Here is a 21,248-nt window from a genome sequence, read left to right as displayed (position 1 = left end):
TAGCCCTGCCCTCCGCCCGAGCAAGAGAGATGACATTGACTGACCATTCGTGAGCTTATGCGGTAACGATATACTGAGCAACAGATTCAATAAAAGTTTTTATGATGAACAATTGGGTATCCAAGCTAATTTCTTGAAATGCATGGTCGATATGGCCTGTCCGACTGAATCGACGATTGCATTGATCAATTTCAGATAGTGAAACGTTACTTAGCGCAGGACAGACGGCCAAGGGTATCTCCGAGACTCCAATGAACTGAGGCTGAAAGTGATGCGCGATGAAGGCAAGAGAATTGCTAGGCTTTTCTGGATCTAGCTCTTCGACATTAGGAATAGCCACTTCTAGAAATCCTGGAGACAAAACTGTTTGAGTTTCTCCGGTCGGATCATGAGTCAAGAGTGGAATGTAGTCGGGCGTCGCAGCAGCAACGCAATCTGCTACATGACCAACACAGCGCGTCTCAGTACCACTGCCCACGTAGAAAAACAGTCCTGGCGAAATTAAACCTGCTGAGTGCAAGGAAAAGTAAGCGTCAATCTGAGCAGATCGTTGAATCCACTGACGAATAGCGACGCATTCAGGGTAAGTTTTGTCAGTAAAGTGCCCTTCTAGATCACGGTTTTGATTCACGCTGAGCAAATCGTGCAAAGTAGGGGTTACTGGTAATGCTTCTGCGTTTCGATGTAGAAAATCTGGATCAACAACTGGTACGATCTTAAATTTCACACCTAGAAGAGGCTGTCGTACCAGGTCTTGAATCATAGATACAGCAGCAAGTGGGCCAATAATCTCATCAGCATGACAGCCTGCAATGATAACGATTGTACGGGTAGCAGGTTTATCGCCTACTGTCACTCCATAGAGTGATCTTCCCTCACCTGAAACACCAATTTCTTCGATCTGTGTGCCTAGAGCTTTGGTTCCCAAAATAAGGTTATCAAGTTGCTTTAGATCAGTCCACTCCATTGCAACACCAACACATTTGCTTCTTAAAGATAGCAATCTCAAAGGCCAATATGACTTTACTGACCCTTTCTGGGCTGTTCCCATGAATTATCTGTACTTGCACGGCTTTGCTTCGGGGCCGCAGTCTCAGAAAGCGCAATATCTTTGTGATCGCATCCAATCCCTCGGCTTCAGCCTTCAGATCCCTGACCTAAATCAGGATGATTTTTTACACCTGACCCTTTCCCGCCAGATCCAGCAAGTTCATCAGATTTTGGATACAGCAACCCCCTGGACAATCATCGGCTCTAGCTTTGGCGGACTAACGGCAGCATGGGTGGCTCAGCGACAGCCTGCTGTGCAGCAGCTTATTCTATTGGCTCCCGCCTTCGGCTTTCTCAATCACTGGCTCCCGATTCTGGGCGAAGCTCAGCGGCAGCAGTGGCAGGAGCAGGGAACCTTAGCGGTCTATCATCACAGCGCTCAGCAAGCCTTGCCGCTGAGCTACCGATTTTTTGAAGACCTCTCAACCTATCGAGATGACGAGCTACAGCGCCCTGTCCCCACCCTGATTCTGCATGGAACCCAAGACACCACGATTCCAATCACCGCAAGTGAGAAATATGCCGTTCAGCGATCTGGAACCAGACTCATCCCCCTTGAAACTGACCACGCCATGACCGATGCCCTCGAACAGATCTGGACTGAGATGAAGCCCCTGATCAAGGATGACAACCACCTGTCGGGCAACGGCTAGACAAAGGCTTCCCATGTCTAGGGCTTAAAAGCCTTTTGCCAGCCCACCGTAATCGTAAAATCATTCTCAAGCTGAGGCCCAGAGAGAGACTGGAAGATAGGCAGTCCTGCTTCCAGAGCAAAGCGATGCCCCTTGAGAAATCCCTTTTGAGCAAGAAAATTGAGTCCCACACTCAGATCAACCCGAGAACCACCCCGCAACTCTGGATCAATAGTAGGAATCAGCGGTGGCTCTAATAGGTTCCCCGGCGCTAAACGGGGATCTTCGCCGACGTTATTGCCTAAGATTCGTCCCTTCAGCCGTAATGATGTACTGATAGACTTTGACCATTTGCGGGCACCCCAAGCGGTCAAGCTAAGCTGGTTCCCGAGTCGGTACTCTTGGACATTGCGGCCCAGACGAATCGTGCCCATTCCCTGACCACCCCAAGACCAACTGCCAGCTTGACCGAGATAAGTGATACCAGGCATCAAATTAAACGTGCCAGACCCGGTCTGCATCGGGTAGGGCAAGACCTGATTTGGGCCAGCAGGCGTTGCATCTTTCTCACTAATGGAGCCAGTCGGGAAGCTAATGCCAGCGTTGAAATGTATTCGTTGATTACTGCGATCAAAGACTTTGTATAGCCCCGACAAACGAATATCACCAAACCCTTCAGAGTTAGTAGTAAAGTTCGTGCCCATCCGCGTGAGGTGATCCATGCTTTTGATCACGTAGGGAGCCATCACCATCAGCGTCAGCTCATCCGTTGGCGCATACATGGCCCCGAACATATGCATCTCAGTGGTCATCCGGAGCGGAGTGATCTGAAAGTCGGCCAAAACTTCCTCGGGAGTGAGATTATTCCTGCCGTCTAGATTCCCGCTCATCCCCATCCGCATATAGCGATAGGACAGCATAACTTCGCTTTTGCTGTGGGTATGGTCGCCCATCACCCCGATAGGAGCGTGACTGTCAGGACGGCCTGGATCCCATTTGTTGCTGCGAGTTCCGGCTTCGTCTCCTTCCGGATCGTTAGGGGCATCCGCTAGCAGGGTTGCGTTTTGGAACCCTGCGGCCAACACTTCAGAAAGTCGGCGTTCTGATGAAGCGTCACTGAAGGGATGCTCCGTCCCTGACATTGTTAGGGGCGAGAAGCTAACCTCTGGAGATATTGCCGGAGTCTCTATCGCATTGATTTCTTCAGCATGAATCTGAGGATTGATTGCTTGAGGAGCAGAGCCGAAGAGGTGAGCAGCATCGGCGATATTCTCCACCGAACGCACTTCTAGATTGGCTGGCTGTAAATCCTGCACATTCTGCGAGGCTGAGTTAGGACTTGTTGAGGTAACCGTCTCAGCTGTAGAAGTTAGCGTCGGCTCTGGTGAAGTTGAGCGAGGCTGAGGAAAGGACGGTGTTTCAGCCCAACTCAATTTGGGAAACACTAGGGTAATTAAACCACCACTCACTAATGTTAGAAAGAACCTGCTGAGTCGAATGTTATTTTGTCTCAAAGAATGAACCACTAAACCGATGAAGTCATGATAAGTGAAAGACTTCTCTCCTCGGCTTTGTATGACTGACCGTCAAACGAAAAACAATCTTAAATCTTAAATACTTAGATCAAGAAAGCGACTAGAAAATGAAATTCTGTCTGGCTATAAGCCCCTCTCCATAAGAGAATCATGAAGTATTTAGTGTTCGACGACTTGTCGTAGAATATTAAATCTGTAAAGTAGGTTTTTGGCAACTGAGTGACGCGAGAAACTCTGCCTAAATTTCAAAAAAAGAGTAGATAGTAGTACGACGACTGACCGAGGAAGCGGCCTTTCTTTCTGTCAAGGATCAAGAGGACTAGAATGATTGTTGAACGGCTCTGTTCGTAGTCACCAACCCTTAGGCCGTAAATGCTTGCACACAGATAAGCCCTATTGATGAGGCAGAGAATGATACATTCGCCGAGAGTGAGTTGCCTTGCAAGAAATCAAGCCTCTCTGGAAACTGTTGCGTTGCGGCTTGCTCCTGGGGCAGATGTTCGCCGTGAGCTGCTTGAAATCGCAAAGCAAGAAAAAATCAGTGCCGGTACCGTATTGAGTGCCGTTGGCAGTTTATCCCACGTCTACTTGCGTTTTGCTGACGCCAAGACGCCTACAAAATTGCCCGGTAAGCACGAAGTCTTGACTCTATCAGGAACGATAGGAGTAGACGGCGTACATTTACATATGATGGTTGCCAATCAACAGGGCGAGTGCAAAGGCGGTCATCTTGTTGAAGGCTGTCTTGTTTATACAACGTTAGAGTTAGTGATTGCCTTGATGCCCGAAGTCAGATTCCGGCGACAAGTCGATCCAGACACCGGTTTTCGAGAACTGGATATATCCACGAACCTATAATCGTCTTAATTTAGCTGTTCTGCATCTCGGGAAAGCTGATCGCTTGTCGAAAGATTTAGCGATCGCCCTGCTGCACTTCTAAGGAAAAATAGCAGCCAAAGGCGCAGCAAATAACCCAAAAGCTGAACAACTGAGTCACAAAAGATTCCCACATTGTTCATTCTCCAAAATGTCTGGATCTGCCGATGACACAGCAGATCCATCTGTCGCAGTGTACCCCTGACCTAATTATCGCTAGAGACTCTAGCTTTTACGCAGAATATTCAGATTTTATTTACTAAAAGAAAAAATGAGTTAGGGTTGGGAGCTCCATTAGGACTCTGAGCTTTTGTCCATATTGATGGGCACACTTGTTTAGAAGGCTTCAGAGCAGCACTAGAAGGTTCATCATTGGTGGAGTGGGAGTAATGAGTCTCGGGTCACGCATTGTAATCGCAGCCGTATCCTTAGTTTGTGCCTTGATGTTTTTTCTGACAGCCCTTGACCCCAGTGGCTTACCGTCAGGAGCCTTGGTTTTTTATGGAATGGCCGCGGTTTATGTGATTATCACCGTTGCTTGTCTTTTCCCAAAAAGTCATCCTGTTACTCTGCGTCTTATTGGCGGATTGATTTTGAGCGCCTACGTTATTTATGTGTTTGATAGTTTTCAAACTCAAAATTTTACTCGAGCAGTGATGGGCTTTTTAGTCTGGGGGCTGCCCTCTGGCTATTTGGCGGTTACAGGAAAGTATCCTTCACGGGGTAAAGGAGCGGCAGGGTTTAATGGTGCAGAGAAAAATACTCCCCGAAAGAGGCGGTCTATCTCTTCATAAGGCTGTATCACTAAGATATTAACGACTCCAGCACTGCACGAGATGCTCAGTATAAACAGCACTCGGTTCTGTTGCCGCTTTTGCTTTCGCCGATGATCGTTGCTATTAATCCGTTAGGGGGCTGCGGCGCTAAACCAATATCCTTTGCCATAGATGGTGTGGATCAGGGCTGAGGCTTTAGGGCTTCCAAGTTTGCGACGCAGCAATCTGATTTGCGCGGCTAAGACGTTGCTGTTGGGGGTCTCTCCTGCAGGCCAGAGCTGTTGGTAGATCTCTTCATGGGTCAAAAGCTGCTGGGGATGCTCCATTAGATAGGCCAGCAACCGGCTTTCTTTATCTGAAAGTGCGATCGCAAGTCCCCCTCGATAGGCAACCTGACTCTCTAAATCTAGCTCTAAGCCTTCGCTCTCAATCCGCTGAGTTGTTGAGTCTTCCTCAATGGATTTTGCTAGCTGTTCGGTGCGCCGGATCAGTGCCCTCACTCTAGCGAGGAGTTCCCGTAGCTCAAAGGGTTTGACGAGATAGTCATCAGCCCCCGCATCAAGACCCTGGACGCGATCGTCTAGGGTATCTTTTGCAGTCAAGAACAGGACTGGGGTTGTAATGGCTTGCGATCGCAACTGCTGGCAAATCTCTAAACCACTCTGGTGAGGTAGCATCCAGTCGAGAATGAGTAGCTGGTAAGGGCTGCCCTGCTGTTCATGGTCTTGGATCAGCTTTAGGGCCGTCTCACCATTATCGGCAATCTCAACGCTATAGCCCTCCCGCTTCAGGAGGCGGCTGAGGGGTTTCGTCAGCTCTACTTCATCATCGACAAGCAGAATGTGCATAGTTTGCGGATCGGCCCAGGCGACTACAATGATTTTAGGGTTTTCTGCCCCGGTCCCGATCCCCTGTGGGGGATTCAGTCAAGAACGTAAATTATGACGACTAACGCCACCGCTAATCTTTGGATTTTTCTGGTCAAGATTTTGGTTCTGTCAGCCGTAATTTCAGTGGCGATTAGGTATCTGGGACCGCTGCTGCCTCTTCCGGCAACCAGTAGCGTGGCTTTGGCGCTTGTGCTGAGTCCTACCGTGATTATGTCTGTGGCTTTAGCTTGGCGGGCTAATCAGAGCTAAACTGCAGTTCCGCTAGACTTTTGATGCTGTCTGCCGATGACCGCTCAGGCTCAATGGAGTCTTCTTTACGGTAGAGCCAAACGGCCTGCAGACCCGCAGCTTTGGCCCCTTGATAGTCTTCTGACCAACTATCGCCAATGTGGATGGCTTGTTCAGGGCTGCATTTGTGTTTTGCGATCGCAACTTCAAAAATATCCGCCTGAGGTTTTGCTGCTCCCACCGCCGTAGAGATCGTCACAGACGTGAAGAACTGAGCCAAGCCTAGGACGTCTAGAACGGAATGCAGCCGAGTATCGAAATTAGAAATGACGCCCAGCTCAATCCCCTGCCGCTTCCACTGCTGCAGCGTTTGCAGAACTTCGGGATAAACAATCCAGGGATCGGGCTTAGCAAAGTGATCAAATAGAACTTTGAAGAAATCATCAAAGTTAGCAAACTGATCAATGACACCCACCTTCGTAAAGCTTTGATCTGCGACTGCCTGCCACCAAGCAAACTCACGAGCCGGAATCTCTGCTGGCTTTACTCCAGGGAATGCGGCTCGCGGTGCGGCTAAGAAGCTCTCGATAAAAGCCTGATTGAGTTGTTGTGCATTGACCTGCACTCCGGCCTCAGCAGCAAATCGACCATAGATTTCACCAACGGTCCCTCGGATGCCAAATAGCGTACCAACGGCATCAAGAAAAATGGTGTGAGGCATTGAGCTGGGAGATGAGAGCACAGTTATTCACTATTAGAGAATTCCTGGGCGATTGTAACGGAATACAAGGGGGTGAGTCTAAGGTGCCGAGGAAGTGAGTACCTCTTTAGCTTCAGCTTTGGCACGGAGTGTTTGAATTTGAGCGACAACAATTTCAGCAATCTCCTTTGTTTTAGGCGACCAAGGCCGACCGTGCCCTCCTGCAAGAACGTTTTTTGATGTTAACGGTTTGTTATCTTGCAGAATCGAAAGTAGAGCAGGTACCGTTTTTGGATTCTTGTCTTTGCTGTTACGATTGCCTGCACAAGTATCGGCCTGAAAATCAATCAATCCAGTGAGGTTGAATAAGCTGTTGTCGCCAATCAGTTTTAGGGTCTCTTCTTGAGTGGGTGTAGCCCCCAATCCAAGCCCATCAATAAGTTGAGGTAGAAAGGGAAGCGGAATCGCATCTTTCGTGTCACTGATGACTGGAGCCAGCAGTATAGAAACTTGATCGATAATTGTCTCTACAGGTTGATCATCGGCTTGAGCCGCTGATTCAATCAAAGAGCGGTAGCCTGTCTTAATTTGTGCGATCTGAGAACCCGGATTTGCTGTGAGTTTATTGATGCATTTTTGGAGATGTTGGGGATCGCGTTGCCACTCAATGAGCAATTCTAGTAGTGCAATATACTTGCATCCTAAGCTGTGGCCGACCCAACTATATTGGGTCCGGTCTTGATATAGCTCGATTGTCTGATCAGAGACTCCAGCAGATTGACTGATTTTGCAGAGTTCTTGACGTATTGCTTGCTGCTCTTTGAGTAAGCTTAAGGCAACCGACCAGTGTCGAAAGGTAAAGCGAAATGGTAGGGCAACGATTGTATATTCCTGGTCAAATAAATCCTGCAGTAAGCTCTTATAGAACCAAGTAGGGTAACTCCCAACCAGTGTTCCTCCAATAAATTGAATGACCCCTTTAGGGCTGGGGTGTCGTGCAACCCAGCTATTAGAAATTGGGCGAAAGTTAGGCATGAGAGTTCCCCTGAGCTTGTTTTTACTGAGTCTTGAGAGTTAAAAGGCCACTATTCTGCACGGCTAAACCGTAGGAAAGTTGACCAATATCAAGATCTTTCCCGTCTTCTAGACTTCTGAAAAATGTTCCTCGATGCTCGGCAGAGACCAAAACATCAGCCCTCCCTGTAGGAGTATTATCAGATGCAAGACGCAGCTCTGCGTAGCCTCTTGCCTCGAAGTTAGCTTTAGTAAGAAGATCCATATCCTTGATAAAATCAGGCTGCAAGATAAGAAGAATAGTGTCTCCCGAGGCTAGGGATAACTTATCAGTTTTATAGCGATCTTTTTCGTTCTGTATAGGAGCTATCCTTCCTGCCATATCTTTGCTGTTTCCAACAGGATCGACAAAGGTGATAAATTTTTCGATTCCTAATCCTTTTGGCAGTTTAAGAGTAAAGATGACTTCTAGCTCGATCTTGAAACTATTCGTATTTGCTAATGTGAGAAAATAACCCTGGATTATCTTTCTTCCTAGCTTTTCTAGTTTTGGATCGATTGGAACACCCTTAGGAGGTTCAGGTAATTGAGATTTGAGCAGTAGTTCAAATGTGGAAATAAGCATATGAAACTCCCATTGACGATCACGTACGAGTACACATTGCTCTGGTTGTTCAGAAGATATGCAACGCATGGCTAAGATTTTGTGCTGTGGACATTGCTTATCCAATACCGGCTTTATCGAGACAGGATTAGTAAGGGAAAGGTGTTGAGCTGAGTTGTACACACGCCAATGATTCTCTGCGAGACCCGTCAGCCTTGAAACAATTTTCTAAGTTGTTCCACCCAGGTGGAGGTACTGATAAATGTTCGTAGGTATAAAGCTCAGCAGGTTCGATAAGATAGAACGGTTCCCTGAGATAGGTCTAAGTGACGCCGCCCATGTCCGCTGCAGAGCAAACCGAGCAACAGCCTGAAAAAATCCATCTGCCTCGCACCAGTGAGTCAGACGATCTCAAAAAGATCCGCCATACGACCTCGCACGTGATGGCGATGGCGGTGCAAAAGCTGTTCCCCGGGACGCAGGTGACGATTGGCCCCTGGATCGAGAATGGTTTTTACTACGACTTCGATACCTCTGCAGCCTTTACCGAAAAAGATCTCAAGGCGATCAAGAAAGAGATGGTGAAGATCATCAAGAAGAAGCTGCCGGTGATTCGAGAAGAGGTGAGCCGCGAAGAAGCTGAGACCCGCATCAAGGCTCTAGAGGAACCTTACAAACTAGAAATCCTCGCTGATTTACAGGAACCGATCACGCTCTATCATCTGGGCGATCAGTGGTGGGATTTGTGTGCCGGTCCCCATGTGGAAAGTACAGGCGATCTCAACCCAAGGGCGATCGCTCTCGAAAGTGTAGCGGGAGCCTACTGGAGAGGTGATGAAACCAAGGCTCAACTGCAGCGCATCTATGGCACAGCTTGGGAAACACCTGAGCAGTTAACCGAGCACAAGCGGCGTAAAGAAGAAGCAGCCCGCCGCGATCACCGCAAGGTGGGTAAAGAGCTAGGGCTGTTTATCTTTTCTGATTTAGTGGGGGCAGGACTACCGCTGTGGACTCCGAAGGGGACTGTGTTGCGATCGCAACTCGAAGACTTTCTCAAGGGCGAACAAACAAAACGCGGCTACCTCCCGGTGGTGACGCCCCATATTGCCCGCGTGGACCTGTTCAAAATCTCGGGTCACTGGCAAAACTATCAAGAAGATATGTTCCCGCTCATGAGCGAGAACGACGAGGATCGCGCCTCAGAACATGGCTTTGTCATGAAGCCCATGAACTGCCCATTCCACATTCAAATCTATAAAAATGAACTGCGTTCCTATCGAGATCTGCCGATTCGGCTGGCAGAATTCGGCACGGTCTATCGCTATGAGCAGTCCGGTGAGCTGGGCGGCCTCACGAGAGTGCGCGGCTTCACCGTTGATGACTCGCACCTCTTTGTCACGCCCGATCAGCTGGATGATGAATTTCTCAAAGTCGTTGATCTAATTCTGTCGGTGTTCGATAAGCTGCAGCTTAAGAACTTTAAGGCCCGACTGAGCTTTCGAGATCCAGAGTCAGACAAATATATTGGCTCCGATGAAGCCTGGGAGAAGTCTCAAAATGCGATCCGCCGCGCAGTAGAAACGCTGGGGATGGATTACTTTGAGGGCATTGGTGAAGCCGCTTTCTACGGCCCCAAGCTGGACTTTATCTTCCAGGATGTTTTGGATCGCGAGTGGCAGCTCGGTACCGTGCAGGTGGACTATAACCTACCGGAGCGGTTTGAGCTGGAGTACGTGAATGCAGAGGGCGATCGCAGCCGTCCGATCATGATTCATCGTGCGCCTTTCGGTTCTTTAGAGCGTTTAATCGGCATTCTGATTGAAGAGTATGCTGGGGACTTTCCGCTGTGGCTAGCGCCTGAGCAGGTACGTTTGCTAACGGTGAGTGAGGTTCACTTGCCCTTTGCTCAGAAAGCTGTGGAGCAAATGCAGGCGCAGGGGATTCGAGCGCAGGTGGATACGTCCGGCGAACGCTTGGGCAAGAAGATCCGTAATGCGGAGAAAGCGAAGATTCCGGTGATGTCGGTGATTGGCGACAAGGAGGTGGAAGCCGACAGCCTTAATATTCGGACTCGAGTGTCGGGTGAGTTAGGGGCGATGCCGATGGCTGAAGTGCTGGAGAAACTGGGGGATGCGATCTCAACCTATTCGGCGTTTTAGATCACCTCAAGATTATCTGTTGTTTAATTTTCTTGGATAACGAGCTGAATTTGCTCGAATAGTTCTGGTACTTTATTCAGCACAACATCCCAAAGTGTCTCGTCTTCAAGACTAAAGTAGGCATGGGCTAAAATATCGCGAAGACCAGCAATCTTCCTCCACTCCACGGTTGGATACTGTTCGCGAATATCAGGAGGAATTTTCTTGACGGCTTCGCCGATAATTTGTAAGTTGCGAACAACTGCATCATAAGTCCGTTCGTCTTCTATAAAGCCTTCAAAAGTCATATTTAGAGTGTAGCGCTGTACTTTAGTGCAACTTGCGCAAATATCTTCAAGGTAAAGCTGAACACTACGCGACACGAATGGCTTCCTTCTCGACAGCTTGCCGAATTTGAGGCTTCAGCATTTTGTAGCTCACTAAGTCAACACTTTGTCCAAAGCAGTCTTCGAGGTAAAACTTAAGATCCATATAGCGATCAAAGGTAGGTGCTTCTAAAAAGTCAACAAGGATATCAATATCACTATCTAGATGAGCTTCATCGCGGGCTACCGAACCGAAAACAGAAACAGATCTAATGCCGAAGTCCTTGATATTCTGTTCATATTGCTTCAGGATGTTAATGACTTGTTCTCTTCTCATGATTTTATAGATTTTAATGAGCTTACTGTTTTATATCTTTCTTCTTGAATGATTTATAGCTTTTAATCTCGATAATAGGTAGCAGCAGTGTATTTTCAATTTCTTCTCGAACTGTAGAATTAGTATCGGACGATTTTTTTAAACAAGCAACAAGGATCGCATTAGCCTCCAAGTATTTAATTATGGAATTTGTTTGGGCATTATTAAAACCACTATGAATTCCATAGATATCAGCTTCAAGATATGAAGTCAGAGCTACATTCAATTTAGATACCCAACTCGAACCATTGCTTTGCCACCACTCATCCCATACTGTATCGCTATCTGACGATTCAAATTCAGTTAGATTTTCTCTAAGTTTTTGCAAAGCACTCCATACAGAATAATCAAGGTCATACAAAAGTGAAAGGGCTACATCAATAGCTTGAATTAACTCCCTGGACCAAGCAGCACGGTTATAATCGAAAAGGTTAGTTTCAGCCCAAAGATCCCACAAGCCCTGAGTATCTAAACTTTTTGAACGAAGCAGTAAGAAGATCAGTATGCTGTCTAAATTAGAAAAACTAGAATAATTTAGTTCAAAAGCATGAGCTATTTCTTCTGCGTAACAGCAACCATAACCTACCGTTCCCCAGTAGAAAGCCCGGATCGCTGCTTTCTTATATAAATCACTTTCATGACTTGCTCTTTTATATATCCATTTAACAAACTTCTGTATATCCTGATCCTCTGATATTGAGTTATCAATTACATGCTTAATATTCAGTAAAAAAGTGTCTATCTCTGGGATCATTTCAGAAACGAGCAAAATAACTTCTTTCCAACGACTCTCTAAGATTTTTCGAGATAGATTAAGTAATAATAATTCTCTGTGAGTGCTTTCGACGATTTCTCTTGAGACAAAATACTCATGAAAAGTCAGATGGGAAAATGAATATACTTCATGTGCGCGTTCTACAATTAACCCATTCTGAGCTTGGATATAATTCATAAACCTATCGATATCTAGTCTGTCTAAATTTGGCACAGATGATTCTATGAGGAATTTTTTAATTATTTTTTTTGCATAGTCAACGTCAAAAAAATATTTTTCTTCCACGAATGATACGTAGGCAATATAGCTAAATAATTTTTCTTTCTGTCCTATTGAAAGCTCTGTATAAAGTGTGCTGCCATTTTTTTCCCTTTTCTCTTGCTTAACTAGGGTTTTGACAGCATCACGGTATAGTCTTGAGCGATCATGTGGGAATTTGCCTAGATCTTCAAAAATCAAGCATAGCAATGCTAATAGTTTGGGAGTTTTCGCAAGCTCTAGAATTTGCGAGTTACTCTTTAATTGCTTCAGAAAATCGTCTGCATTGATTTTGCTCTTATTCCTGCAAAACCACTTCGTGGCAAAAGCTTTAATCTCTGGATCTTCCAAATCATCAATTTCTATATCTATAAAGTTTAGGTTGTGTTCTTCTGCTGCAATACGGCAGGTAACTATGCAACTATTCTCGATGTATTTTTCTGAGAATTTCTTTATCTCTGTCGTCACTCTAGATATATCAGAAACATAAACCTCATCTAATCCATCTAATAGAATCAATATATTCCCGTTGATTAGAAGCTTTTCGAGATATTTTCTCTCTTTATCTAGAAAATCTTGGCGTATATATTCTAATAAGCTAGGCTGACCCTTGGCTTCAGAAAATTCTTTTAAAGTTATGAGTATGGGAATGCATTGAGATTTAATTCCTGCTCTAATACACTGAACTGCAAGATACTTCAGTAAAGTTGTTTTTCCAGATCCAGGCTTTCCCAGAACTAATAGATTCTTGTAATCTCTAACTGCATCTAAAATTGGTACGTGTTTCTCCTTAATTGGGCCACGACTGAAACGATCGACATCATCAGGATATATTGGCTGTCGAATCATAACTTCGACGTTTTCGTATGTTAGATTGACTTCGTCGTATGGCTTTCTCCTCATTATTTCGATGAATTCTAGTTGTTTACGTCTAGTTACCTTTTCCAGGATATTAATGCTGATATAGATATCATCTAAGTCAATAGGCTTTTCAAGATTTAAAACTTTTATTTTCCCGTGATTTCTTGTGATTCTTGGCCGAATATCATCTCGAATATTCTGAATAATCTTCTCAAGTGAATCTTCATCTTTAGGAGCTTGAGCTGCTTGATCAGTAACTGTCTCAATCTGTTGCAGACCGCACACGATCCGCCAGTCAAGCCCTAATGTCTTGCAAATCGTCACAAAGTTCTCATTTCTAATCGTCTTGCCATTGAAAAACTTGCTTATTGGTGGACGAGTTAATCCCAGTCGCTCTGCCAACTTGGTCTTAGTTAACTGCATCTCTATCAGGGCAATCTCAGCCCGCCGAATTCCTTCAGGCGTAGCGATAAGGTTGAGATCGTTCATGATTTTGTTTCAATCAGCACCAATAGACTTAATTTAACGTTCTCAAAGCCAGATATCTTAATCTCGTACAAAACTATTACGGTACGTTTACACAAGTTGTACAGTGCAGAAGCCCTGGGTTTACGTCATATCAGCGATTCTCAAAGGGTCGTTTTGAATCCTGATGACTCATGCTCTACCTACTGCTCGACATTATTCTTGGACTACTCGAATTTATACTGCTGACTCTAGCAACCTTACTCAGCCCAGACAATGCGCTTCTTCCTTGTCTGCTTCGGTTATTCTTTCAGATCTTGGAAATCTGCTTCCACCACCTGCTCAAATAAGCCATCCATGAGCCGTTATCGCTTTTGCCTATCCCAAAAGCTTTTTCTTGCAACTCCTGAGCAGGCATCACAGCACCAACGTGAGCTTGATCGTTCTGCACTGCAAGCTTGAGGGGAAAGAAATACCAGGCTCATACTGACAATCTTCCTACGAGAGCAGACTGCAACACACGACTTGGAAGGTTAGCGTTCAATCATAAGGCTGAAATCCAGCATTCTCGTTGAAACTATGAAAATGTCTGTACTCTGAAGCCTATATTTGGCAAGGCTTTTAAAACAACCTTCCAAGTTGTGTGCAACAACCAAAACACACCACAGGTGAATACCTCCGGTGAGCGCTTGGGTAAAAAGATTCGCAATGCGGAGAAGGCGAAAATACCGGTGATGTCGGTGATTGGTGATAAGGAAGTTGAAGCCGAAAGCCTTAATATTCGGACCCGTGTGTCAGGCGAGCTGGGAGCGACGCCCATTGCTGAAGTGCTGGAGAAATTGGGAGATGCGATCGCAACCTATTCTGCGTTTTAAATTGTCTGATGGCTCTATACAAGAAAACCCCCTCATCAAAATCTTGATGAGGGGATGAATACCCAAATGATTCCTTGTTAGCCTAACCGCTACCTTTCTCGTTCATTCAGAGTGAATTTACGGAATATGAGCTGAAATCGACCAGATTTTAGATTTAAATTAGGAATAATTGAGCCTAGGTCCGTGCCGTTAATGATGCATTGCAGTTGCGGAGTTACTTAGACTTGCGATCGCTTTAGATATCCATTGGCAACCTTATGCTGCAGTGCCTGCTTCAGTGCTAGGTATACAAACAAAGGAATCGTTGTTCCATAGCGCTTCCATAGGCGCGTTGGCTCCTGCACTAAGCGATATAGCCACTCTAAGCCAGACTCACGAATCCAGCGGGGCGCTCTTTTTTGGATGCCAGCATAGACCGGAAATACGCCGCCGACGCCCAGCATGACGGCCCGAATACGGCCCTTATGTTGAGCAATCCACGCCTCTTGTTTGGGACAGCCGAGCGCCAAAAATACGAGACCTGCTCCACTAGCATTGATGCGTTGAATCAGCTCATCATCCTCTAGAGTCGTGAGTGGTCGAAACGGTAGAGGTTCCATGCCCGCAATCTGCAAATCAGGGAACTCATCCTCTAGCTTGATCTGCATCTGCCGAAGTACAGCGGACTGAGAACCTAACAAAAAGATACTGGTCTCTTGACGTGGTGCTGCCTCACAAAGAGACAAGAAAATATCCATCCCCGCCACCCGGTTTTGCCTGAGCGCCCCCATCACCTTCATCATCCAGACCAGAGGCATACCATCCGGTGTGACCAAATCAGATCTTCTTAAAACTGCCCGAAATTTAGGGCGTCGGTAAGCTTCAACCAGCATATGAGTGTTGGCAACGCAGACCGTCTTACTCAAGCGAGACTTTGCCCAATGCAGAATCACTTTCATCTGGTCGTCAAAGGGCAAAGCTGTGACGGGCGAACCAATGACGTTGATCTTTGGCAAAGTGCCTGCCTTTGTTCCTAAAGCTTGATGTTTTAGTTGATGAAGCATCGGACTATTAAAATAACGGCTTAGCTCAAATGTTGCAGCGTTAGACTCAAGCATAGTCTTAGAGTCTGCGACCATCGATGATTTAAATCACTATAAAACTGGAAATACTCAGAATAATCTCTTGCAGTCTTGTCAGAAAGACCGCACTCTAAAATTTAGATATTTATGACGCTTCGTAGCACGCGTAAACAGCATCAAAGCTTTTGCTTTCTACAGTGCTGCTTCCGACCTTGAAGATCCAACAACAAAACAAGAGTTTTGATCCGCGATATTAATAAACCCAGTAGAACTAAATTGATCTACTGTTTTCCCCCTACAGCAATATATTGCTGCCAATACCGAATCGCAACTGTGTTCATTTACACGTTAGTCAACACCACTAATGATGCTTCCTGATGTAAAAAGAACTCATTCCCCCCTAAAAAGCTGACATTCAACGGATTAATATCATCCCGAGCGTCAACAATTGATTCATACCTTAGTGGTTAGAGTCAAATATATTAAGGTATTTATTTTTCTACCCTGCCCCAATATAACTCCCCTCTTCCCCAACGGCAACATTGCTGGCATGGTGGCTCGCGGGCAAGCTTTTTCTCCTCTTGTTTGCGAGATAGAGTGAGGTTGATGACGCGCAAATGAGACGATTCAATCTGTTAGAACGCTCTTAGCAAGAGGGATGGAGTTGTCGTTGAGTAATGTGTCAAATCACGCTCGTTAACCCACTCGGGATGAGGGCTGCCGGACTAACTCAATGGCGCTACGACGAGCTTCAATGACAGCTCCCATTTCTTGGGCGAGGCGGGGCGTACGAGCCAACATAATATGAAGTGCCTCGGTTTCGAACACCACAACTTCCAGATCATCTAAGGCAATGACAGTGTTAGGCGTGGGTTCGTTGCTCAGGAGCGTGAGGGTGCCAAAAAATTCGCCCCGCGCAAAGCGATCGATTTCCGTTTCAAGGCCCCGATTGTTGACGCTAACCTTAACTTGACCTTTGAGAATGAGGTGAAGTTTAACGCCAGTATCGCCTTGGCGGATGATTGTTTCTCCTTGACCAAAGCTTTTGACTTCCAGATCGGGCAGCAAATCAGTCAAGGTATCTGACTCGACTATGGCAAAGGAAGGAAGCGATCGCAACTCCTCCAGCATCCTTGTGCGTTCCGTTTCGAGATTTGCAGGCTCCATTTGCTGATGAAACACAGTCCGAATCGGGAACGGAATATTCAAGCCATAGCGGTTGGCGGCATACCAAACCCTTGTCATAAATTCATCGCGAATCTGCGGCACTTTTGAATAGTCAGCCAAGAATAATCGCACCCGATAATCGATCGAAGAATCGTTATAGTTAATCGTCTGAATCACAGGGGGAGGCTTCTCTAGCACGCCCTTCGTCGCCAGTGCCACCTCCAACATCACCCGCTTAACCTTATTGGGCGGATCGTTGTATGAAAAACCGACATCTACGGGTTCCACATGCATTTTGATCGGTTGATTGTAGTTTTTAAAGATTTCCTTCGCCAGTACAGAGTTTGGAATAATCAGCATCTCCTGTTCGCGCGTCATCAGATGCACCGCTCGCCAGTTCACCTCATTGACCTTACCCACCGTCTCGCCAAGCTGCAGCCAGTCCCCCACCTTAAAGGGACGACCAAACAGCAGCGCAATCCCAGAAAATAAGTTGCCCAGCGTGTCCTGAAGGGCCAGACCGATAACGATCGAGCTGACGCCTAAAGCCGTGATCAAGCCCCCTAGATCGGTCTTCCAGACAAGAGAAAGGACCAGGGCTGTCCCCATCAAAATCAGGAAAAAGCGCACCAGATCCCGCAGCAGCTTGGGCACCTGAGCCTGCCATGTGTTGGACCCCGCCTCCACAAACAGCATGATGTTGACGAACGATAGGCCCATATTCATGGTGGCTAACAGCAGCAGCGTCTGCACCAGGCGAATGGGGGTTAAATCGGGATCTAATCCCATCACCTGAGTGACGAATAAGAACAGGACGAGGGTCGGCATCACCCAGTTACGGATAATCTTGAGCGTATTAGCGAGCGCTTTGCGCTGCCGCTGCAGCTTTAAAATCCCCTCGTTGAGACCCACCATCGCTAGCGGGAAACCCACCATCAACCCAATGCTCCACAGAAGCCAGGGTTGCTGAAGAATTGCTTCAATCATTGTTCTTGTTTTGAATCGGTTTAGAGTATTCTTCCGAATGCATTGCAGATGGACGATTTAGCTTGTTATACCTTGATTAGCCAAGTCTCTAATCCCTCTTTCTTGCCCAGAGAAGTCTCGTTGACATGACGGAACTCATAAAAATCTTTGAGCTGATCATGAATGCTGGCCGTGACCTGAATCGAGTCGCCCTGGCCCTCCGTCTGCATATGATGGGCGATGTTGACTGTATCGCCCCATAAATCATAGATAAACTTGCTGCGTCCCACGATTCCAGCGACCACGGGGCCAGAATTAACGCCAATCCGGGCCTGCAACTGAGTTTGACGGGTTTGATTAAATCGCTGGACGATCTGCACCATTTCCGTGGCAAAATCGACAACGCGCTTGGTGTGATCAAGCCTCGGGACAGAGAGGCCGCTCACGGCCATATAGCCACTGCCAATGGTCTTCACTTTCTCAACACCGTGCCGGTCAGCCGCCTCATCAAAGGCACTCACCAATTCATTGAGCAAAGCCACCGTCTCATCCGCAGAGACGGTTTCTGCGAAGTCAGAGAAGCCGAGGAGGTCAGCAAACAGAACCGTCACGTTGGGGAAGCTATCGGCAATCTTATCTTCTCCCTTCTTAATGCGTTGAGCCACCGGCCCCGGCAGGATGCTAAGCAATAATTCCTCGTTTTCTTGACTGGTTTCCTGCAGTTGCTGCGTTTTTTTCTGCAGAACCTGCACCATTTGATTGAAAGACTGCGCCAGCTCGTGGAACTCATCCTTAGAGTCAATTTCGACCTTGACGTCAGTGTTGCCCTTGCTGAACCGATCAAAGCCCTGGTTTAAGAGGCGGATGGGCCGCACGAACAGATGAGAAAGCAGCAAAGCCGCTAGCGTCACGACCAGAACAATCAGAACGGTCGTAATTAAGACCCGCCTTTGGAAGGCTTGGATCGGGGCAAATGCTTCTGATTCGTCAATTTCAGCCAGCAAGACCCAGTTATGATCCCCCTCAAGTGGCCCATAGGCACTAAGGACCGGAATGCCGCGATAATCATCAACGATGCGAGTGCCTCGCTGACCCTGCAGGGCCGCCTCTACAGCTTCGGTCTTAACTTCCTGATTTAAGATCGTTGATTCCAGCTCTCGAATACGCTCAATTTCAGACTTAGGTACTCCCTGTGTTTCCAAAGCTGCGAAATATTTTTCAGGCTCCTCTGTCAAAAAGCGCGAGTCAGAACGCATAAAATAATCAGGCCCGACAACATAGGTCTCACCTGAATCGCCCAATCCTACCTCCTTCCAGCGGGCGCGACTGGTCATAATGTTATTCAACTCCACAGAAGACGCCTGAAGAGCAAGCACTGCAATCATTTTACCGTCCTTAAAAACCGGCGTCGCCTGAATCGCGGCTGGATCATTATGAGAGGGGCGATAGGGTTCAAAATCGACAAACGCAACGAACTGATCTTCACCTTCTTCGACCACCTTACGAAAGGCCTTTGCAAGTACGCTCTCGGAGAATGGGCCGGTCTTCAGATTGGTCGCAAAATCAGTTCCCTTATAGGTGGTGTAGACCACATTGCCTGTCTCTGGATCGATAATAAATAAGTCTTCTAGCTCATAGGTTTCAACATATTCCCGTAAAAAAGGATGGAATTGCTGATGTACCTTGCTAAAGGTGCTGCCGTCTTGGGGATTATCAATTAATACCTTTTCCTCAAAGTCAGAGGACTTAATCGTGTACTGGTACTGCAGATATCGATCCTGTGGGGTAGAGGGTTGATAGGTTGCAGCGTTGGGTTCGCCCTGAGAATTTTCTGCGAGCTTGGGGATGAACTCTTTTTCGTAGTACTGGCTAATGGCTATATTCCACTGAGGCGGGATGGATGCCTTCGTCAGCTCGTTATAGCTGCCTTTAAAGGCCTGGGCAGCCTGAATCAGTGTAGGGTTTATGCTCAGAACGTGAATCTGCCGATCCGTCCGTTGACTGAGATCTTGCAGTTCCTGGATTTTAGCTTCTCGTAGGCTAGTGAGCTGATTAAAGATGCTGCGCCTGAGCGCTGTTTTGCCGCTCTCATAACCGATGAGGGCAATCACCAAAATCGAGCTGATGCTCACGGCCAACAACATAAGAGTCGTCTTGGACTGAATGCTGAGATTCCTGAGCACTAGTGAATTTCCCTTTTTACAGATAATGAAGGAGCCTTACTGGATAGTTAAGCACAAAGCCAATGTTATCAAGCCTTTCCCGCGAAGAACATGCCATATCAGTAGCAGAGTGGCTTTTTCTGCGGTATTCCATCTCAGGCTAACTTTTGTCGCATCTCGGTAAGGGCACAAAAGTAGAGGAAGAGGGGTCTCAATGGATGGTATTTGCGATCGCAAGCTTCAAAGAGGAATTCAGGCCCAGTGTCAACGCTGTTGAAATTTATTTTTGGGCTGCTGTTAGCAGTCGCAACTCACCAAACTCTAACGCCCAAAGCGATTGACGCATTCGATTCCCCTCCAGATAAGCTGGTGCATTTCCTGTGCTGGGCTGTCTTATCTGCGGCGCTATATTTGGCATTTCATCAAGCGGGTCGCTACAGAACTCTACTCATGGCTTTATTTGGATATTCTGTCATCTTAGAGATTGGGCAACATTGGGTGCCCGGTCGGCATTTCTCTGGCGAAGATATGATTGCCAACGGCATCGGCTGTTTGTTCATGTATGCCATTGTCAAACTCATTGAATGGCGGTGGCCTGCCGTCAAAGCAAAAGAGACATGAAACTCCTTATTTTCGACTTCGACGGCACCCTCGTCGATTCCCTTGAAATTTTTATTGAAGCCACTAATTGTCTTGCCAAAAAGTATGGGTATTCTCCCATTGAGACCAGCCAGATTCCTCAGATTCGTGCGCTCAGTTCGCGAGCGCTCATTCAACAAATACCGGTGGCCCGCTGGCGACTACCCTTTTTTCTGCAAGGTCTGCGCCAAGAAGTCAGTAAGCTAGCGACTCAGATTCAGTTATTTGACGGCGCGAAAGAAGCACTCACTGACCTTAAAAACGAAGGCTACTGCCTCGGAATTGTGACGTCTAACGCTCAATCAACCGTGGAAAACTTCTTGGTAACCCAAGATCTCAATACTCTATTTGACTTTGTTCACGCAGGACGTGGCCTTCTGGGTAAAGCAGGCACTCTGCGGCGTCTGGTCAAACGATATCGTCTCCAGCCATCTCAAGTCATCTATATCGGAGATGAGACACGAGATATAGAAGCTGCACAGCAGGTCCAGATTCCCTCAATTGCAGTTAGCTGGGGCTTCAATAGCCGAGTTGTTTTAGAACAGCAACAGCCGGATATGATCATTGACACCCCTGATGACTTACTTCTGGCCGTTCAATCTTGTCTTGTAGAAAACGCTTCACATTTCTCACATCAATAATTTTATATGCTAGGCTTGTGTCCTAAATCTAGGATTTTGGGGTTATTGGGGTCTTTTTTTCATTTATTTCAAAGCTAACGGCTTAATGTAGAGCGATTCTGAGCTATCTGAAAAATGGCTCAATTTCTGGTGCTCTTAAACTAGTCGCTTGCTTAAGGGGTTCTATAAGCAGATTCACTCTAATGGATTGCTTGAAAGAGAGATTAGAAATAGATCCCGGCGTTGCAATACTC

19 protein-coding genes and 1 pseudogene are annotated in these 21,248 nt (G+C 46.7%); 8 read left to right on the top strand and 12 right to left on the bottom strand.

Going from position 1 to position 21,248, the window contains the following annotated elements; translation table 11 throughout:
* Positions 1 to 55: 55 nt before the first annotated feature.
* The gene (locus C1752_RS02455; protein ID WP_110984449.1) at positions 56 to 1,051 is read right to left on the bottom strand and encodes a M14 family zinc carboxypeptidase; all 996 of its coding nucleotides are present in this window, start codon (positions 1,049 to 1,051) and stop codon (positions 56 to 58) included.
* Between C1752_RS02455 and C1752_RS02450 the strand changes: the two genes are divergently transcribed.
* A complete protein-coding gene (locus C1752_RS02450) occupies positions 1,050 to 1,703 on the top strand; it encodes a YqiA/YcfP family alpha/beta fold hydrolase (protein WP_110984448.1) in 654 nt (217 codons plus the stop codon). The genes C1752_RS02455 and C1752_RS02450 overlap by 2 nt on opposite strands.
* A gap of 17 nt (positions 1,704 to 1,720) precedes the next feature.
* Here the strand turns inward: C1752_RS02450 and C1752_RS02445 are convergent, their stop codons facing one another.
* On the bottom strand, positions 1,721 to 3,151 hold the full coding sequence (locus C1752_RS02445) for a transporter (protein ID WP_110984447.1): 1,431 nt from the start codon (positions 3,149 to 3,151) through the stop codon (positions 1,721 to 1,723).
* Positions 3,152 to 3,616: 465 nt separating this feature from the next.
* Here C1752_RS02445 and C1752_RS02440 point away from each other — a divergent pair, with 465 nt between their 5' ends.
* Positions 3,617 to 4,075 (top strand): PPC domain-containing DNA-binding protein, encoded by a 459-nt coding sequence (locus C1752_RS02440; RefSeq protein WP_488656247.1) that lies wholly within the window; start codon positions 3,617 to 3,619, stop codon positions 4,073 to 4,075.
* Between the two features lie 407 nt (positions 4,076 to 4,482).
* Positions 4,483 to 4,887 carry a hypothetical protein gene (locus tag C1752_RS02435; RefSeq protein ID WP_146242258.1) on the top strand — a complete coding sequence of 135 codons (405 nt, stop codon included), beginning with the start codon at positions 4,483 to 4,485 and terminating at the stop codon, positions 4,885 to 4,887.
* A 113-nt stretch (positions 4,888 to 5,000) separates the two neighbouring features.
* Here the strand turns inward: C1752_RS02435 and rppA are convergent, their stop codons facing one another.
* Positions 5,001 to 5,717 (bottom strand): two-component system response regulator RppA, encoded by a 717-nt coding sequence (rppA, locus tag C1752_RS02430; protein WP_110984444.1) that lies wholly within the window; start codon positions 5,715 to 5,717, stop codon positions 5,001 to 5,003.
* Between the two features lie 93 nt (positions 5,718 to 5,810).
* Between rppA and C1752_RS02425 the strand changes: the two genes are divergently transcribed.
* Positions 5,811 to 6,008 carry a hypothetical protein gene (locus C1752_RS02425; protein WP_110984443.1) on the top strand — a complete coding sequence of 66 codons (198 nt, stop codon included), beginning with the start codon at positions 5,811 to 5,813 and terminating at the stop codon, positions 6,006 to 6,008.
* Here the strand turns inward: C1752_RS02425 and C1752_RS02420 are convergent.
* The 3 genes from C1752_RS02420 to C1752_RS02410 all read right to left on the bottom strand — a co-directional run bounded on the left by C1752_RS02420 (position 5,995) and on the right by C1752_RS02410 (position 8,488).
* Positions 5,995 to 6,708 (bottom strand): HAD-IA family hydrolase, encoded by a 714-nt coding sequence (locus C1752_RS02420; RefSeq protein ID WP_110984442.1) that lies wholly within the window; start codon positions 6,706 to 6,708, stop codon positions 5,995 to 5,997. The two genes, C1752_RS02425 and C1752_RS02420, sit on opposite strands and share 14 nt — an antisense overlap.
* Positions 6,709 to 6,786: 78 nt before the next feature.
* The gene (locus tag C1752_RS02415; RefSeq protein WP_110984441.1) at positions 6,787 to 7,722 is read right to left on the bottom strand and encodes a DUF1350 family protein; all 936 of its coding nucleotides are present in this window, start codon (positions 7,720 to 7,722) and stop codon (positions 6,787 to 6,789) included.
* Between the two features lie 22 nt (positions 7,723 to 7,744).
* Positions 7,745 to 8,488, bottom strand: a complete 744-nt coding sequence (locus C1752_RS02410; protein WP_146242257.1) for a hypothetical protein — start codon at positions 8,486 to 8,488, stop codon at positions 7,745 to 7,747.
* A gap of 155 nt (positions 8,489 to 8,643) precedes the next feature.
* Here C1752_RS02410 and thrS point away from each other — a divergent pair, with 155 nt between their 5' ends.
* The gene (gene thrS, locus C1752_RS02405; protein ID WP_110984439.1) at positions 8,644 to 10,464 is read left to right on the top strand and encodes a threonine--tRNA ligase; all 1,821 of its coding nucleotides are present in this window, start codon (positions 8,644 to 8,646) and stop codon (positions 10,462 to 10,464) included.
* A 23-nt stretch (positions 10,465 to 10,487) separates the two neighbouring features.
* Here the strand turns inward: thrS and C1752_RS02400 are convergent, their stop codons facing one another.
* The 3 genes from C1752_RS02400 to C1752_RS02390 are packed head-to-tail and all read right to left on the bottom strand — an operon-like array spanning position 10,488 to position 13,528.
* Positions 10,488 to 10,826 carry a HepT-like ribonuclease domain-containing protein gene (locus C1752_RS02400; RefSeq protein WP_110984438.1) on the bottom strand — a complete coding sequence of 113 codons (339 nt, stop codon included), beginning with the start codon at positions 10,824 to 10,826 and terminating at the stop codon, positions 10,488 to 10,490.
* Positions 10,816 to 11,106 (bottom strand): nucleotidyltransferase family protein, encoded by a 291-nt coding sequence (locus C1752_RS02395; RefSeq protein ID WP_110984437.1) that lies wholly within the window; start codon positions 11,104 to 11,106, stop codon positions 10,816 to 10,818. The genes C1752_RS02400 and C1752_RS02395 overlap by 11 nt, the downstream gene beginning before the upstream one ends.
* Before the next feature lie 22 nt (positions 11,107 to 11,128).
* On the bottom strand, positions 11,129 to 13,528 hold the full coding sequence (locus C1752_RS02390; RefSeq protein ID WP_110984436.1) for an NACHT C-terminal helical domain 2-containing protein: 2,400 nt from the start codon (positions 13,526 to 13,528) through the stop codon (positions 11,129 to 11,131).
* A 644-nt stretch (positions 13,529 to 14,172) separates the two neighbouring features.
* Here C1752_RS02390 and C1752_RS02385 point away from each other — a divergent pair.
* Positions 14,173 to 14,379: pseudogene (locus C1752_RS02385) on the top strand (His/Gly/Thr/Pro-type tRNA ligase C-terminal domain-containing protein); the annotation flags it as partial.
* A gap of 218 nt (positions 14,380 to 14,597) precedes the next feature.
* Here the strand turns inward: C1752_RS02385 and C1752_RS02380 are convergent.
* The 3 genes from C1752_RS02380 to C1752_RS02370 form a co-directional block, all read right to left on the bottom strand.
* A complete protein-coding gene (locus C1752_RS02380) occupies positions 14,598 to 15,422 on the bottom strand; it encodes a WecB/TagA/CpsF family glycosyltransferase (protein ID WP_110984556.1) in 825 nt (274 codons plus the stop codon).
* 714 nt (positions 15,423 to 16,136) lie between these two features.
* On the bottom strand, positions 16,137 to 17,594 hold the full coding sequence (locus C1752_RS02375) for a mechanosensitive ion channel family protein (protein WP_110984435.1): 1,458 nt from the start codon (positions 17,592 to 17,594) through the stop codon (positions 16,137 to 16,139).
* Positions 17,595 to 17,659: 65 nt separating this feature from the next.
* Positions 17,660 to 19,717: an adenylate/guanylate cyclase domain-containing protein gene (locus C1752_RS02370; protein WP_233501269.1), complete on the bottom strand. Its 2,058-nt coding sequence runs from the start codon at positions 19,715 to 19,717 to the stop codon at positions 17,660 to 17,662.
* A 243-nt stretch (positions 19,718 to 19,960) separates the two neighbouring features.
* Here C1752_RS02370 and C1752_RS02365 point away from each other — a divergent pair, with 243 nt between their 5' ends.
* Together C1752_RS02365 and C1752_RS02360 are read left to right on the top strand one after the other, a co-directional pair.
* Positions 19,961 to 20,356 carry a VanZ family protein gene (locus C1752_RS02365; RefSeq protein ID WP_110984433.1) on the top strand — a complete coding sequence of 132 codons (396 nt, stop codon included), beginning with the start codon at positions 19,961 to 19,963 and terminating at the stop codon, positions 20,354 to 20,356.
* The gene (locus C1752_RS02360; protein ID WP_158534991.1) at positions 20,353 to 21,015 is read left to right on the top strand and encodes an HAD hydrolase-like protein; all 663 of its coding nucleotides are present in this window, start codon (positions 20,353 to 20,355) and stop codon (positions 21,013 to 21,015) included. Before C1752_RS02365 ends, C1752_RS02360 begins: the two co-directional genes overlap by 4 nt.
* Positions 21,016 to 21,248: the final 233 nt, after the last annotated feature.

Source organism: Acaryochloris thomasi RCC1774 (genome assembly GCF_003231495.1).
GTDB lineage: Bacteria > Cyanobacteriota > Cyanobacteriia > Thermosynechococcales > Thermosynechococcaceae > RCC1774.
This window is presented reverse-complemented; position numbering and strand designations above follow the sequence as displayed.